This is a genomic window from Streptomyces sp. NPDC104581 (assembly GCF_055583685.1).
Genome location: NZ_JBVJNN010000009.1, coordinates 116,607 through 131,261, shown reverse-complemented (window position 1 = coordinate 131,261; position 14,655 = coordinate 116,607). Strand labels below are relative to the sequence as shown.

Genomic DNA, 14,655 nt, shown 5'->3' with positions numbered 1-14,655 from the left:
GCCGGTGAGCGGGCGTGCGGGCGTGCGGAACAGGGCGGTGCGATGCGGGTGGTGCGGTGAACGGTGGTGCTTTGTTGGGGCTCTTGTTGGTTTTTTTGCTGTTATTTCGGTTGTGCGGGTGAGGCGTGTGCCGTACGGCCCGACGTCGGGGGTGCCGGTGTCAGGCCGGGGAGAAGAGGTGGTCGCTGATGAGGCGGGCCGCGCCGGTGACTCCGGCGGTCGGCCCCAACTCCCCGAGAACGATGGGGAGATTGCCGGTGGCCAGCGGAAGTGACTGGCGGTAGACCTGGGTGCGGACGCTGGCCAGCAGGGTGTGGCCGAGTCCGGTCACCCCGCCGCCGATCACGACGAGGCCCGGGTTGAAGAAGCTGACGAGCCCGGCGATGACCTGGCCGACCCGGTTGCCGCCCTCGCGGATGAGGTGGAGGGCGGTGGGGTCACCGGCCGCGGCGGCCACGGCGACGTCGGCGGCGGTGAGCCGGCCGGCGGCCTCCAGGCGCGAGGCGAGTTCGGCGGAACGGCCCGTACGGGCGGCGTCCTCGGCGTCCCTGGCCAGCGCGGCGCCGCTGAAGTGGGCTTCCAGACAGCCCCTGTTGCCGCAGACGCAGGCGCGTCCGTCGGGCTCGACCCGGATGTGCCCGATGTCGCCCGCGCTGCCGGTCGTGCCGCGGTAGACCTCGCCGCCGACGACGATGCCGCAGCCGATACCGGTGCCGATCTTGACGCAGAGGAAGTCGCCCACGGAGCGTGCGACGCCCGCGTGCTGCTCCCCCATCGCCATCAGGTTCACGTCGTTGTCGACCATGACCGGGCAGCCGAGATCCTGGCTGAGCGCCTCGCGTACGGGGAAGCCGTCCCAGCCGGGCATGATCGGCGGTGCGACGGGCACACCCTCGGGGAAGCGGACCGGTCCCGGAACGCCGATGCCGGCGCCGTCGTAACCGTCCGCGAGTCCGCTGGCCTTGAGCTTGGCGGCCATCGCGAGCACCTGCTCGAACACGGCGACCGGACCCTCGCGGACGTCCATCGGGTGGTTGACGTGGCCGAGGACCTCCAGTTCGGCGTTGGTGACCGCGACGTCTATGGACGTGGCGCCGATGTCCACCCCGAGGAAGCGGAGCGCGGGCGCGAGCCGGATGTTGTGGGAGCGGCGGCCACCGCGCGAGGCGGCGAGTCCGTCGGCGACGACGAGCCCGGTCTCCAGCAGCCGGTCGACCTCCACGGCGAGCTTGGAGCGGGAGAGGTCGACCTGGTCACCGAGCTGGGCACGGGAGTTGGGACCACCGTCACGCAGGAGCCGGAGCAGTCGCGCCTGATGAGCGTTCGCGGGTCGTGCGGTCATACGTCTCACGCGCCCCTCCCCGCCTCTCGGCTCTGTGATGCGTCGCTACGTCGGTTGTCGTTTCGACGGGCTTTCGAGGGGAACGTAGCAGCGCTTTCCCCGAGTGGGAAGAAGTTGCGCAGGAATCGCCCCCAACTTTCTCCACAGTCAGGACAAAGGCGTTTCGCGGCCCGCGGGGACGGGGCGTGCGCGGAGCCGCCGGGGGCGGTTCGCGGCGTCCCCGGCGATCCGGTCCGGCGCATGACGAAGGCGCCCCCGCGTCCCGCCGGAGGCGCCTTGCCGCTGATCGTACGGGCCGCTCCCGGCCCGTGTGGAGTGGTCAGACCGCGGCGTCCCCGCGGTGGTGGTACGTGGTACGGGTCTGCTCCGTGTGGGAGCGCATGACCGCCGTCGCGGCCTCCTCGTCCCGCGCGGAGATCGCCGCGATCAGGGCCCGGTGCTCGATCCACGACTGCTTGCCGCGCTGCCGCGCCACGGGCGCGTAGTACCAGCGCACCCGCCGGTCCACCCGCGCGGCCAGCTCCGCCAGGACGACGTTGCCCGCCAGTTCCATCACCTTCGCGTGGAAGGCCGCGTTCGTCGCGACGGTGAGTTCCACGTCGTCGTCGGCCACCGACCGCTCACCCTTGACGCAGAGCGCCTCCAGCGCGGCGATCCCCGCCGAACCCGAGTTCGCGGCGGCGAGCCTCGCGGCCTCGGCCTCCAGGAGCGTACGGACCGAGAGGAGCTGGTCCGCCTCCGCCTCGGTCGGCTCGTGCACGAACGCGCCCTGGGCGGGCCTGAGATCGACCCAGCCCTCGGTGTTGAGGCGCTGGAGCGCCTCGCGTACAGGCTGGCGGGAGACCCCGAGGTGCCCGGCGAGTTCGCTCTCGACCAGATGCTGACCGGGCCTCAGGGAGCGCACGGTGATCAGTTCTAGGAGCGCCTCGTAGACGCGCTCGCGCAGCGGGCCGGGGCGTTCGAGCTTGGGCACGGAGCCCTGTGGCAGTCCTGCGGACAACATGCGGTCCCCCATCCTGGCCGGCTACGGCAGCGGGCGCGGCAACGGCACGACGATTGGCTATCGTCTACAGTCTACCGAGAACCGTAGCGGTCAGGGGCAGCGGATGACCTGCCCGGCGTAAGAGAGATTTCCGCCAAAGCCGAAAAGCAGCGCCGGGGCGCCGGATTCCACCTCGCCGCGCTCCACCAGCTTGGACAGCGCCATCGGGATGGACGCGGCCGAGGTGTTGCCGGAGTCCACCACGTCGCGGGCGATGACCGCGTTGACCGCGCCGATCTTCTGGGCGACGGGCTCGATGATCCGCAGGTTCGCCTGGTGCAGTACGACGGCGGCCAGGTCCTCGGGGCGGATGCCGGCCCGTTCACAGACCTCACGGGCGATCGGCGGCAGCTGGGTGGTGGCCCACCGGTAGACGGACTGGCCCTCCTGCGCGAAGCGCGGCGGGGTGCCCTCGATCCGTACGGCGTTGCCCATCTCGGGCACCGAGCCCCACAGCACCGGGCCGACGCCCGGCTCCTCGCCCGGCCGGACGGCCTCGACGACCGCCGCGCCCGCGCCGTCACCGAGCAGGACGCAGGTGGAGCGGTCGGTCCAGTCGGCGATGTCGGCCATCTTGTCGGCCCCGATGACCAGCGCGCGGGCCGCCGCGCCCGCCCGTACGGCGTGGTCGGCGGTGGCGAGCGCGTGGGTGAAGCCCGCGCAGACCACGTTGAGGTCCATCACGGCGGGTGAGCCCATGGAGAGGCGGGCGGCGACGCGCGCCGCCATGTTCGGCGACCGGTCGATCGCCGTGGACGTGGCGACCAGCACCAGGTCGATGTCGGCGGGGGCCAGCCCGGCGGCGGCGAGGGCCTTCGCCGCCGCGTGCGCCGCCAGTTCGTCCACGGACTCGTCGGGACCGCCCACGTGCCGGGTCTTGATGCCGACCCGGCTCCTGATCCACTCATCACTGGTGTCGACCATGCCCGCCAGGTCGTCGTTGGTGAGCACCTTGGCGGGCTGGTAGTGCCCGAGCGCGGCGATACGAGTGCCGGTCATGCCCGGGACCCCCTCTTCGGTCGACGTCAGGAGATCACCAGTCTCGTCAGCGACTCACGAGTAAGGGGGCAGGTGACCCAACAGGATTCCCCGCCTCCTCTTGGAGACTCCGGATCATCGGGCGGCGCCCGCGGGCCTCACCCGGTGAACAGCTGGGTGGCCTTGCGGACCAGTTCGTACAGACCGTACGCGAGGGGGACGCCCACCCAGATCCAGGCGAAGACGATCAGCGCGGTCCGCCGGGGCCCGGGCACCGCGCTCCCGCTCTCCGGTGCTGTGGTCATCGGGGGCCTCCTTCGTTGGTTCCGGACGGTGCCTGGGACTTCGCGGCGGCGTCGCCCTCGGACGCGGGCGCGGGAATGCCCCCGGGCCCGGCGGTGTCCGCGGGCCGGTGGTGGCGCGGGTGGACGGGCCGGACCAGCTCGTTGGCCACGAACCCGACGACGAGCAGCCCGATCATGATGGTCAGGGAGAGCCCGTAGAGACCGGGGCCGCTCTTGCCCGCCTCCTCCTGGCTGTCGGCGACCCGGTTGACGATGAGCGGGCCGAGCACGCCGGCCGCGGACCACGCGGTGAGCAGCCGTCCGTGGATCGCGCCCACCTGGTAGGTGCCGAACAGGTCCTTCAGATAGGCGGGGACGGTGGCGAAGCCGCCTCCGTAGAAGGAGAGGATGACCAGCGCGCAGATGATGAAGAGCGGTTTGGACGCGTCGCCGAACTGCGCGATCAGCAGATACATCAGGGCGCCGACGCCCAGATAGAGGCGGTAGGTGTTCTTCCGGCCGATCACGTCGGAGGTGGAGGACCAGCCGATACGGCCGGCCATGTTGGCCGCCGACAGCAGGGCGACGAATCCGGCCGCGGCCGAGACGGAGACCGGGGTGTCGGTGTCGGAGAAGAAGTCGGTGATCATCGGGGCGGCCTTCTCCAGGATGCCGATGCCCGCGGTGACGTTCATGCACAGGACGATCCACAGCAGCCAGAACTGCGGTGTGCGGACGGCGGACTTGGCGGAGACCTGCGCGGTGGTGATCAGGGCCGACGCGGGGGCCGCCGCCCCGGGCGCCGCGTCCGGGCGCGGTACACGGATCAGCAGGACACCGAGCAGCATGAACACGGCGTAGACCAGGCCGTGCACGAGGAACGCCTTGGCGATGCCGTCGCCGGTGGACCCGAACGACTCCAGCATCTGCGCGGACCAGGGCGAGGCGATGAGCGCGCCGCCGCCGAAGCCCATGATCGCGATGCCGGTGGCCATCCCGGGCCGGTCGGGGAACCACTTGATCAGTGTCGAGACCGGCGAGATGTAGCCGATGCCCAGTCCGATGCCGCCGACGAAGCCGTAGCCGAAGACGATCAGCCAGAACTGCTCGGTGGCGGCGCCGAGCGCGGAGATCAGGAAGCCGGACGAGAAGCAGACGAGCGCGACGGTCATAGCCCAGCGCGGGCCGTTGCGTTCGACGAGGGTGCCGCCGAAGGCGGCGGAGAGGCCGAGCATCACGATGCCCAGCTGGAAGGGGAGGGCGCTCTGGGTGCCGGAGAGGTCGAGAGCGGATTCCAGCGGGGGCTTGAAGACGCTCCAGGCGTAGGCCTGTCCGATCGAGAGGTGCACCGAGAGCGCTGCGGGGGGTACCAGCCAGCGGCTCCAGCCGACCGGGGCGAGTGGTGGGGTCATGGTCGCGAACTCTAGGAACCGTGCCGACCGTTTGGGAAGATCTTTGACCCGTTGTTCACGTGGGCCGCACACCCGGCGACAGAAGTCTTGTCGACCCTTATTCCATACTGTAGACAATATATCGTCGGCAAAGTGTGCCCCTTTCCTCGCTTCTCTCAACACCCTCAAAGCGAACGGAGAGCCCCACGGTGAAAGTCGCAGTCGTCGGTGCCGGAGCGATCGGCGCCTATGTCGGCGCCGCGCTCGATCGCGCAGGCGCCGAAGTCCATCTCATCGCCCGTGGACCGCATCTGGCGGCCATGAGGCAGCACGGAGTCCGGGTGTACAGCCCGCGCGGCGATTGGACCGCGCGGGTGCACGCCACCGATCAGCCGGCCGACATCGGGCCGGTCGACTATGTGTTCCTGGGCCTGAAGGCGAATTCGTACGCGGCGTGCGGGCCGCTGATCGCGCCTCTGCTCCAGGACCGCACGGCGGTCGTCGCCGCCCAGAACGGCATCCCCTGGTGGTACTTCCACCGCCACGGCGGCCCGCACGACGGCCGCCGGATAGAGAGCGTGGACCCCGGCGGCTCGGTCAGCGCCGTCCTGCCGCCGGAGCGCGCCATCGGCTGCGTCGTCTACGCGGCGACGGAGCTGGCGGGGCCGGGCGTCGTACGGCACCTGGAAGGCACCCGGTTCTCCATCGGGGAGCCGGACAGGTCGCTCTCGCCACGGACCAAGGAGTTCGGCGAGGCCATGCGGGCGGGCGGGCTCAAGTGTCCGGTCGAGGCCGAACTGCGCGACGAGATCTGGATCAAACTCCTCGGCAACATCTCCTTCAACCCGATAAGCGCGCTGACCCGCGCCACGATGCGGGAGATGTGCCTGCACCAAACGACCCGTGACGTCATCGAACTGATGATGCGCGAGACGCTCCTGGTCGCCGAGGCGCTCGGCTGCCACCCCGACATCTCCGTCGAACGCCGGCTGGCCGGCGCCGAACGGGTCGGCGACCACCGGACCTCCACTCTCCAGGACCTGGAGAAGGGGAAGCCGATGGAGCTGGACGTGCTGCTCGCGGCCGTCGTCGAACTGGCCGCCATGTGCGGGGTCGAGGTGCCGACGCTCCGCACGGTCGACGCCATCTCCGACCTGCTGGCCCGGGGCGCGGCCGCGTAGCCCCAGGGGTCCCCCTCGCCGGACGGGCACGACCGGGCCCGTCCGGCGGGCGGGGACGCGCCGGCCCGCCGGGCGGACCCGGCTCCCCCGGCCCCGCACAAAACCCCTGCGCAAGGCTTCCGCTTCCCACGACCCATCGGGATACTGTATGCAATGGCGCGGCCACAAGCCATGACTCATGAGGGAGCGCAGCGTGAAAAGCAGCGCAAGAAGGCGGGATCGCACGCCGAAGACGTATGCCAGGCTCGAATACCCGCTCGTGCGGGACGAGAAGGGCGGCCCGTTCCGGCGGGCGACCTGGGAAGAGGCACTTGACCGGGCGGCCGAGGGACTGGGCGCCGCACACGGCGCGTTCGGCATGTTCTCGTGCGCCCGTGCCACGAACGAGATGAACTACGTCGCGCAGAAGTTCGCACGCGTGGTGATGGGCACCAACAACGTCGACTCCTGCAATCGGACCTGTCACGCGCCGAGCGTCGCCGGGCTCTCGGCGGCCTTCGGTTCCGGCGGCGGCACCTCCTCGTACGGGGAGGTCGAGCAGACCGATCTGATCGTGATGTGGGGCTCCAACGCCCGCTTCGCGCACCCGATCTTCTTCCAGCACGTCCTGCGCGGCATCAGGAACGGCGCGCGGATGTACGCCGTCGACCCCCGCCGCACCAGCACGGCCGAGTGGGCCGAGAGCTGGCTGGGTCTCAACGTCGGCACGGACATCCCGCTCGCCCACGCCGTCGGCCGCGAGATCATCCACGCGGGCCTGCACAACAAGCAGTTCATCGAGCAGGCGACCACCGGTTTCGAGGAGTACGCGGCCGAGGTCGAGCCGTGGACCCTCACCGTGGCCGAGAAGGTGACGGGCGTACCCGCCGAGGCCATCCGCGACCTCGCCCACGCCTACGCCCGCGCCGAGCGCGCCCAGTTGTGCTGGACGCTCGGCATCACCGAGCACCACAACGGCACCGACAACGTGCGGGCTCTGATCAACCTGTCGCTGCTCACCGGGCACGTCGGACGGTACGGCTCCGGGGTCCAGCCCCTGCGCGGCCAGAACAACGTGCAGGGCGGCGGCGACATGGGGGCCATCCCCAACCGGCTGCCGGGCTTCCAGGACATCCTGGAGCCGGACGTGCGGCAGAAGTTCGAGACCGCGTGGGACACCGTGATCCAGCCCCACTACGGCCTCAACCTGACCGACATGTTCGAGGCGATGGAGACCGGCGACCTCCGGGCCGTCTACTGCATCGGCGAGAACCCGGCACAGTCCGAGGCCGACAGCGAGCAGGCCGTGACCCGGCTGAAGGCTCTCGACTTCCTGGTGGTGCAGGACATCTTCCTCACCAGGACGGCCGAGCTGGCGGACGTGGTCCTGCCCGCCACCGCCGCCTGGTGCGAGACCGACGGCACCACCACCAACAGCGAACGCCGGGTCCAGCGCGTACGCAAGGCGCTCGACCCCCCGGGCGAGGCGCGCGAGGACATCGAGATCATCTGCGAGATCGCCGAACGGCTCGGTCACCCGTGGAAGTTCGCGGACGCGGAGACCGTCTGGAACGAGCTGCGCGCCCTGTCCCCCGACCACTTCGGGATGACGTACGACCGGCTGGCCGAGCACCAGGGCATCCAGTGGCCGTGCCCCGACACCGAGCGCATCGAACCCACCTATCTGCACGGCAGGTTGTGGGACGCGGACCCGGCCAAGCGCGGCAGGCTCGCCCCGTTCGGCATCGTGAAGCACGACCCGCCGGTTGACCTGACGGACGATCAGTACCCGATCAGGCTCACCACGGGACGCCGACTCGACTCCTACAACACCGGTGTGCAGAGCGGGAGTTTCGCCTCCCCGCTGCGCCGCGGCGAGTATCTGGAGCTGTGCCCGGAGGACGCGCGGCTGTACGGGGTCGAGGTCGGCGAGGAGGTCCAGATCTCCTCACGGCGCGGCACGGTAAGGGCGCCGGTGTGGATCGACCGCGGGCTGCGTCCCGGACTGGCCTTCATGACGATGCACTTCCCGGACGAGGTGGACACCAACCAGCTGACGATCGAGGCGAACTGCCCCATCGCCGGCACCGCCGAGTTCAAGGCGTCGGCCATCCGGATCGAGAAGTTGCCCGCCGACGTGACGGAGATGCCGTCGACAGCAGTGAGGAGCTGAGAATCAGTGGACCTGCACTTCGGTGACGGCGAACCGACGGACGAGGAGCGCGCGGCGGTCGACTCGCTGCTCGGCCCCCCGACGTCGGCGTGGGAAGGCGCGGCCGACCGCTCGGACGTGGATCTGCGCTGGGCCCGCGGCGGTCGCGAGGCACGCGAACGGCGCGACCTGCTGTTGCCGGGGTTGCACGCCGTCAACGACCGCGTGGGCTGGATCAGCGAGGGCGCGCTCGCCTACCTGTGCCGGCGGCTCACCGTGCCGCCGGCGGAGGCGTACGGCGTGGCCACGTTCTACGCGATGTTCGCGCTCAAGCCCCGCCCCGCGAAGGTGCTGCACGTCTGCACCGACCTGGCGTGCGCGGGCAACGGCTCCGCGAAGCTCTGCGCGGAGCTGGAGGAACGGATGGGCGCGGCGGGCTCGGCCTCCGACGGCGTGACCTGGCAGTCGAGCCCCTGTCTCGGACTGTGCGAACGGGCCCCGGCGGCCCTGCTGTTGCAGGCGGGCACCCCGCACGACACCGTGCCCGCCCAGCGGGACCCCCGGCTGAGGAACACCGCCGCCCCGGAGCGGACCGGCGGCACGAACGGGACGGACGAGTCCGCCCGGACGGTGGCCGGCGCCCACGTCACCTCCGTCGGGTCGGATCCCGGCACGGCGGACGGGCCCCAGGGCGCGGTGGTCACACCGCCGCGCGCGCACGCCAACGGCTCGTCCGCCGAACCCGCCCCCCGGCGGCAGGCGTTCGCGGTGATCGCGCCCGCCACGGTCGACACGCTTCTCGACGCCGCCACCGCCCCCGAGGACGCCCCCGCGGAGCCGCCGGCCGCCATGGCCGTACCGCAGGCCGGGCAGGAGGGCCTGCTGCTGCTCCGACGGGTCGGCGTCGTCGACCCGGCCAGCATCGACGACTACCGGTCGCACGGCGGATACGCCGCGCTGCGGCGGGCGTTCGACATCGGCCCGGCCGGAGTGCTCCGGGAGGTCACCGACTCCGGACTGGTCGGCCGGGGCGGCGCGGCCTTCCCCACCGGGCGCAAATGGCAGGCCACCGCGTCCCAGCCGGACCGGCCGCACTATCTGGTCTGCAACGCCGACGAATCGGAGCCCGGCACCTTCAAGGACCGGGTCATCATGGAGGGCGACCCGTTCGCCCTGATCGAGGCCATGACGATCGCCGGTTACGCCACCGGCGCCCATGTCGGCTACCTCTATCTGCGCGGCGAGTACCCGCGCGCCCTGCACCGTCTGGAGAACGCCCTCACCCAGGCCCGGCTGCGCGGATTCCTCGGTGACGACGTCCTCGGCCAGGGCTACGCCTTCGACATCGAGATACGCCGCGGCGCCGGCGCGTACATCTGCGGCGAGGAGACGGCCCTCTTCAACTCGATCGAGGGCTTCCGCGGGGAACCGCGCTCGAAGCCGCCGTTCCCGGTGGAGAAGGGGCTGTTCGGCAAGCCGACGGCCGCCAACAACGTCGAGACACTGATCAACGTGCTGCCCATCCTGACGATGGGCGCCGAGGCGTACGCGGCGATCGGCACCGAGAACTCCACCGGGCCGAAACTCTTCTGCGTCTCGGGCAACGTCGAGCGGCCCGGCATCTACGAACTGCCCTTCGGCGCCACGCTCGGCGAACTGCTCGACCTCGCCGGCACACCGACCGAGATCAGGGCGATCCTGCTCGGCGGCGCGGCCGGCGGCTTCGTACGGCCCGACGAGCGGGACATCCCGCTCACCTTCGAGGGCACCAGGGCAGCCGGCACCACCCTCGGTTCCGGCGTGGTCCTCGTCATGGACGACACCGTCGGGCTGCCCAGGACACTGCTGCGCATCGCCGAGTTCTTCCGCGACGAGTCCTGCGGCCAGTGCGTGCCCTGCCGGGTCGGCACCGTCCGCCAGGAAGAGGCACTGCACCGCATCAAGGACCGTACGGGCGCCGCCGCGTCGGACGACGTCGCGCTGCTGCGCGAGGTCGGTCAGACCATGCGCGACGCCTCCATCTGCGGTCTCGGACAGACCGCGTGGAACGCCGTCGAATCCGCCATCGACCGTCTGGGGGCTTTCAAGTGACCGTTGTCCCGCTTCAACTGCCGCGCCGCCTGCTTGAGTTCACTCTGGACGGCGAGCCCACCCGGGTCCCCGAGGGCTCCACGATCCTGGACGCCTGCCGGGCCGCGGGCAAGGACATCCCGACGCTCTGCGAGGGCGACACGCTCACGCCGAAGAACGCGTGCCGGGTCTGCGTCGTGGAGGTCGAGGGCGCCCGTACGCTGGCGCCGGCCTGCTCACGCCGGGCCGAGGCGGGGATGAAGGTCAGCACGGACTCCGAGCGCGCCCGGACCAGCCGCAAGGTGGTCCTGGAACTGCTCGCGTCGTCGACCGACCTGTCCACGACACCGCGCGCGGCCGAATGGATCAAGGAGTACGAGGCGAAGCCCGACCGGTTCGGGCCCGACGCGGCCCGCGTCAACGAGACGCCGAAGATCGACAACGATCTCTACGTCCGCGACCTCGACAAGTGCATCCTCTGCTACAAGTGCGTGGACGCGTGCGGCGACCAGTGGCAGAACACCTTCGCCATCTCCGTCGCCGGACGCGGCTTCGACGCCCGCATCTCCACGGAGCACGCCGTGGCGCTGCCCGAGTCGGCGTGCGTCTACTGCGGCAACTGCATCGAGGTCTGCCCGACGGGCGCGCTCAGCTTCAAGTCGGAGTTCGACATGCGCCAGGCGGGTACCTGGGACGAGTCGGCGCAGACGGAGACCACGACGATCTGCGCGTACTGCGGCGTCGGCTGCAACCTCACGCTGCACGTGCAGGACAATGAGATCGTCAAGGTCACCTCACCGCACGACAACCCGGTGACCCACGGCAACCTGTGCATCAAGGGCCGCTTCGGCTACCAGCACGCGCAGCAGCGCTGACGGCAGCGGCGGTGCCCCGGCACCGACCGCACCGACCGCGCCGCGAACACGAGCGGGCCGGAGCGGCGTCCGACCGAGCGAGAAAGGGGAGGATCACCGTGGGACGCGTCACCGAGCGCCGCCGCACCATCCGCATCAGGGACGGGGCTGTCTCCACCCGTCCGGACACCCTGGTCGCCGAGGAGCCCATGGAGATCCGGCTGAACGGCAAGCCGCTCGCCATCACCATGCGCACCCCGGGCGACGACTTCGCGCTGGCCGCCGGGTTCCTGGTCAGCGAGGGCGTCCTCGGCTCGGCCGACGACATCCGGTCGATCGTGTACTGCGCGGGAGCGACGGACGACGGCGGGAACACGTACAACGTGGTGGACGTCCAGCTCGCACCCGGTGTCGAGGTGCCGGACATCACGCTGGAACGCAACGTCTACACCACGTCCTCGTGCGGCCTGTGCGGCAAGGCCAGCCTCGACGCCGTACGCACCACGGCGCGCTTCCCGATCGCCGACACTCCCCCGGTCCGCGTCGAACCCGCTCTGCTCTCCGTCCTCCCCGACCGGTTGCGGGAGGCACAGCGGGTCTTCGACCGGACCGGGGGTCTGCACGCGGCGGCCCTCTTCTCCGAGGACGGGGAACTCCTCGACATCCGGGAGGACGTGGGCCGCCACAACGCGGTCGACAAGCTCGTCGGCCGGGCCCTCCAGCAAGGTCTGCTGCCCCTGTCACGGGTGATCCTGCTGGTGTCGGGCAGGGCGTCCTTCGAACTCGCCCAGAAGGCGGTGATGGCCGGTATTCCGGTCCTGGCGGCGGTCTCCGCACCGTCGTCACTCGCCGTCGACCTCGCCGCGGAGACCGGGCTGACCCTCGTCGGCTTCCTCCGCGGCCCCTCCATGAACGTGTATGCCGGCGACGAGCGCATCGCCCTCCACAGCGAGGTGTGAGGCGCCGCCGCGACACGGGATACACGGGACATGGCCCCGGCCGGCGGGGAGCGCCCCCTGCGCCGGCCGGGGTCCCTCCTTGTTGTTTTGGGGCTCGGTTCGCCTCCGGGCGCTCTGAGCCCCTGTCGACGGTCGACCGTGCTCACCCCCTCGTTCCTCGCGGCCTCCGCGCGCTCTCCCTTTCGACAGCGGCGCACCCTTCGGCTCACTCGCCGGGGACTGACCCGACACTCAGGCGTTGACCGGGGTCGGGCGGTCCGGGGACGGGGTGGCGGGCGGTGGTGCGTCGGGGAGAGGGTCGCGGGAGCGGCGCTTCGCGATCATCGCGCAGACCACCAGTTGCAGCATGTGGAACAGCATCAGCGGCAGCACCGCCAGGCTGGCCTGCGCGCCGAACAGCACGCTCGCCATCGGCAGCCCGGCCGCCAGGCTCTTCTTCGACCCGGCGAACTGGATCGCCACTTGGTCGGCCCGGCCGAAGCCCAGCCGGCGCGCCCCGTACCAGCTGATCGTGAGCATCGCCGCGAGCAGCACCACCTCGACCGCGAACAGCGCGCCGAGCCGCCCCGGAGTCACCCGGTTCCAGACTCCGGCGACCATGCCCTGGCTGAAGGCCGTGTAGACGACGAGCAGGATGGAACCGCGGTCGACCCGGCCCAGCAGCGTGCGGTGACGGGTGAGGAACCCGCCGACCCAGCGGCGCAGCAACTGCCCCGCCACGAAGGGCAGCAGCAGCTGCGCGACGATCCGCAGCAGTGAGTCGGGCGAGAACCCGGCACCGCCCCCGCCGAGCAGCAGCGCGGCGAGCAGCGGTGTCACGACGATGCCCGCGATGCTGGAGAAGGACCCGGCGCAGATCGCCGCGGGGACGTTGCCTCGTGCCATGGAGGTGAAGGCGATGGACGACTGGATCGTCGAGGGCACCAGGCACAGGAAGAGCAGCCCGCTGTAGAGCTCCGGCGTCAAGGCGAACGGCACCAGCCCCCGCGCGGCCAGCCCCAGCAGTGGGAACACCAGGAACGTGCAGCCCAGGACGGTCAGATGGAGCCGCCAGCTCTTGAGGCCGTCCAGCGCCTCACGGGTGGAGAGCCGGGCGCCGTACAGGAAGAAGAGAAGCGCGACCGCGCCGGTCGTCGCCCCGCCGGCGACGTCCGCGGCCTTGCCGGAGGCGGGCAGCAGCGCCGCGAGGGCGACCGTGCCGAGGAGGGCGAGGATGTACGGGTCTACCGGCGGCCGGGCGAACCGGCGCCACCCCGGGCGCGGTGACGAGTCGGGGGCCGGGCGACGGCGGGAGGGGCGCGGACGGGGGGACGAGGTGCGGCGGTTCATGTGCTCCACTGGTTCTTGCCGTGCTCTGGATCTCGCCCGGGCTCCGGGACGGATCGCGCGCTCTCCATCGTCCAGGGTCCGGGCTTGATCGGGAATCCCGCATACGGCTCTGACTGTCATCACGTTCCGCGATGACGAGGGCTACCCTGGTCCGCATGTACGACCCCGCCCAGCTCCGCACCTTCCTGGCCGTGGCACAGACGCTGAGCTTCACACAGGCCGCCCGGCGGCTCGACGTACGGCAGTCGACGGTCAGCCAGCACGTACGGCGGCTGGAGGCGGCGGCCGGGGACCGGCAGCTGTTCACGCGGGACACGCACAGCGTGGAGCTGACCGAGGACGGCGAGGCCATGCTCGGCTTCGCCCGTACGATCCTCGCCGCCCACGAGCGGGCGTCGGCGTACTTCTCCGGGACCCGCCTGCGGGGCAGGCTCCGCTTCGGCGTGTCCGAGGACTTCGTGCTGACGCGGCTGCCCGAGATCCTGGAGTCGTTCCGCACCGACCACCCCGAGGTCGATCTGGAGCTGACCGTGGAGCTCTCCGGCACGCTCCACGAGCGGCTGGCGGCCGGTGAGCTGGATCTGGTGCTGGCCAAGCGCCGGAGCGGGGACACCCACGGCGAGCTGGTGTGGCAGTCCTCGCTGACCTGGATCGGGGCGCCGAGGCTGCGGATCGACCCCGAGCGTCCGGTGCCGCTGATCCTGTTCCCGGCGCCCGGCATCACGCGCGCCCGCGCGCTGGAGGTGCTGGAGGCCGACGGCCGCGCGTGGCGCGTCGCGTGCACGAGCGCCAGCCTGAGCGGTCTGGTCGCGGCGGCCCGTGCGGGGCTCGGCGTGATGGCCCACACCCGTGGCCTGGTCCCGCCCGGGCTGGTGCCGGTGCCGGCCCGGGCGGCGCTGCCGGAGCTGGGCGATGTGGACTTCGTGCTGCTGCACGGAGGGCGCGGCGGGCACGGGCGGCGGGCGGGCGCCCCGGGCGTCCCCGGCCGGAGCCCGGCGGACGCGCTCGCCGCCGCCATCCTGGCGGGCGGCGACCGGCTGCACCGCCCCGCCGGCGCGCGCTGAGGCGAGAACCCGCCATATCGAGGCGCTGGT

Annotated in this window: 12 protein-coding genes; 6 read left to right on the top strand and 6 right to left on the bottom strand. The window is 71.4% G+C overall.

Annotated features, from left to right (window positions below; all coding sequences use genetic code 11):
• Nucleotides 1–160: 160 nt before the first annotated feature.
• From ACZ61E_RS10805 to ACZ61E_RS10785, 5 genes are all read right to left on the bottom strand, one after another.
• Entirely contained in the window at nt 161–1,342 is a 1,182-nt protein-coding gene (locus tag ACZ61E_RS10805) for an ROK family transcriptional regulator (RefSeq protein ID WP_147876407.1), read from the bottom strand.
• Nucleotides 1,343–1,661: 319 nt separating this feature from the next.
• On the bottom strand, nt 1,662–2,345 hold the full coding sequence (locus ACZ61E_RS10800; protein ID WP_469699231.1) for a GntR family transcriptional regulator: 684 nt from the start codon (nt 2,343–2,345) through the stop codon (nt 1,662–1,664).
• Nucleotides 2,346–2,435: 90 nt separating this feature from the next.
• Nucleotides 2,436–3,383, bottom strand: coding sequence for a beta-ketoacyl-ACP synthase III (locus ACZ61E_RS10795; protein WP_469699230.1), 948 nt, complete (start codon nt 3,381–3,383; stop codon nt 2,436–2,438).
• Nucleotides 3,384–3,520: 137 nt separating this feature from the next.
• Nucleotides 3,521–3,667, bottom strand: a complete 147-nt coding sequence (locus tag ACZ61E_RS10790; RefSeq protein ID WP_469699229.1) for an MFS transporter small subunit — start codon at nt 3,665–3,667, stop codon at nt 3,521–3,523.
• On the bottom strand, nt 3,664–5,058 hold the full coding sequence (locus tag ACZ61E_RS10785; protein WP_469699228.1) for an OFA family MFS transporter: 1,395 nt from the start codon (nt 5,056–5,058) through the stop codon (nt 3,664–3,666). Before ACZ61E_RS10785 ends, ACZ61E_RS10790 begins: the two co-directional genes overlap by 4 nt.
• 188 nt (nt 5,059–5,246) lie before the next feature.
• Between ACZ61E_RS10785 and ACZ61E_RS10780 the strand changes: the two genes are divergently transcribed.
• From ACZ61E_RS10780 to fdhD, 5 genes are all read left to right on the top strand, one after another.
• Nucleotides 5,247–6,218 carry a 2-dehydropantoate 2-reductase gene (locus tag ACZ61E_RS10780; protein WP_469699227.1) on the top strand — a complete coding sequence of 324 codons (972 nt, stop codon included), beginning with the start codon at nt 5,247–5,249 and terminating at the stop codon, nt 6,216–6,218.
• Nucleotides 6,219–6,411: 193 nt separating this feature from the next.
• Nucleotides 6,412–8,370, top strand: a complete 1,959-nt coding sequence (locus tag ACZ61E_RS10775; RefSeq protein ID WP_469699226.1) for a molybdopterin oxidoreductase family protein — start codon at nt 6,412–6,414, stop codon at nt 8,368–8,370.
• A gap of 6 nt (nt 8,371–8,376) precedes the next feature.
• Nucleotides 8,377–10,440 (top strand): NAD(P)H-dependent oxidoreductase subunit E, encoded by a 2,064-nt coding sequence (locus tag ACZ61E_RS10770; RefSeq protein ID WP_469699225.1) that lies wholly within the window; start codon nt 8,377–8,379, stop codon nt 10,438–10,440.
• The gene (locus ACZ61E_RS10765) at nt 10,437–11,294 is read left to right on the top strand and encodes a 2Fe-2S iron-sulfur cluster-binding protein (RefSeq protein WP_469699224.1); all 858 of its coding nucleotides are present in this window, start codon (nt 10,437–10,439) and stop codon (nt 11,292–11,294) included. Before ACZ61E_RS10770 ends, ACZ61E_RS10765 begins: the two co-directional genes overlap by 4 nt.
• Nucleotides 11,295–11,392: 98 nt before the next feature.
• Nucleotides 11,393–12,232, top strand: coding sequence for a formate dehydrogenase accessory sulfurtransferase FdhD (gene fdhD / locus ACZ61E_RS10760; protein ID WP_469699223.1), 840 nt, complete (start codon nt 11,393–11,395; stop codon nt 12,230–12,232).
• A gap of 231 nt (nt 12,233–12,463) precedes the next feature.
• On the opposite strand, the gene ACZ61E_RS10755 is transcribed toward fdhD, so the two are convergent.
• On the bottom strand, nt 12,464–13,561 hold the full coding sequence (locus ACZ61E_RS10755; RefSeq protein WP_469699222.1) for a bile acid:sodium symporter family protein: 1,098 nt from the start codon (nt 13,559–13,561) through the stop codon (nt 12,464–12,466).
• Between the two features lie 155 nt (nt 13,562–13,716).
• Between ACZ61E_RS10755 and ACZ61E_RS10750 the strand changes: the two genes are divergently transcribed.
• The gene (locus ACZ61E_RS10750; RefSeq protein ID WP_469699221.1) at nt 13,717–14,625 is read left to right on the top strand and encodes a LysR substrate-binding domain-containing protein; all 909 of its coding nucleotides are present in this window, start codon (nt 13,717–13,719) and stop codon (nt 14,623–14,625) included.
• Nucleotides 14,626–14,655: the final 30 nt, after the last annotated feature.

Bases quoted from the DNA above. Each gene is read 5' to 3' on its own strand.
- ACZ61E_RS10805 (WP_147876407.1), bottom strand. From the start codon at position 1,342: ATGACCGCACGACCCGCGAACGCTCATCAGGCGCGACTGCTCCGGCTC.
- ACZ61E_RS10800 (WP_469699231.1), bottom strand. From the start codon at position 2,345: ATGTTGTCCGCAGGACTGCCACAGGGCTCCGTGCCCAAGCTCGAACGC.
- ACZ61E_RS10795 (WP_469699230.1), bottom strand. From the start codon at position 3,383: ATGACCGGCACTCGTATCGCCGCGCTCGGGCACTACCAGCCCGCCAAG.
- ACZ61E_RS10790 (WP_469699229.1), bottom strand. From the start codon at position 3,667: ATGACCACAGCACCGGAGAGCGGGAGCGCGGTGCCCGGGCCCCGGCGG.
- ACZ61E_RS10785 (WP_469699228.1), bottom strand. From the start codon at position 5,058: ATGACCCCACCACTCGCCCCGGTCGGCTGGAGCCGCTGGCTGGTACCC.
- ACZ61E_RS10755 (WP_469699222.1), bottom strand. From the start codon at position 13,561: ATGAACCGCCGCACCTCGTCCCCCCGTCCGCGCCCCTCCCGCCGTCGC.
- ACZ61E_RS10750 (WP_469699221.1), top strand. From the start codon at position 13,717: ATGTACGACCCCGCCCAGCTCCGCACCTTCCTGGCCGTGGCACAGACG.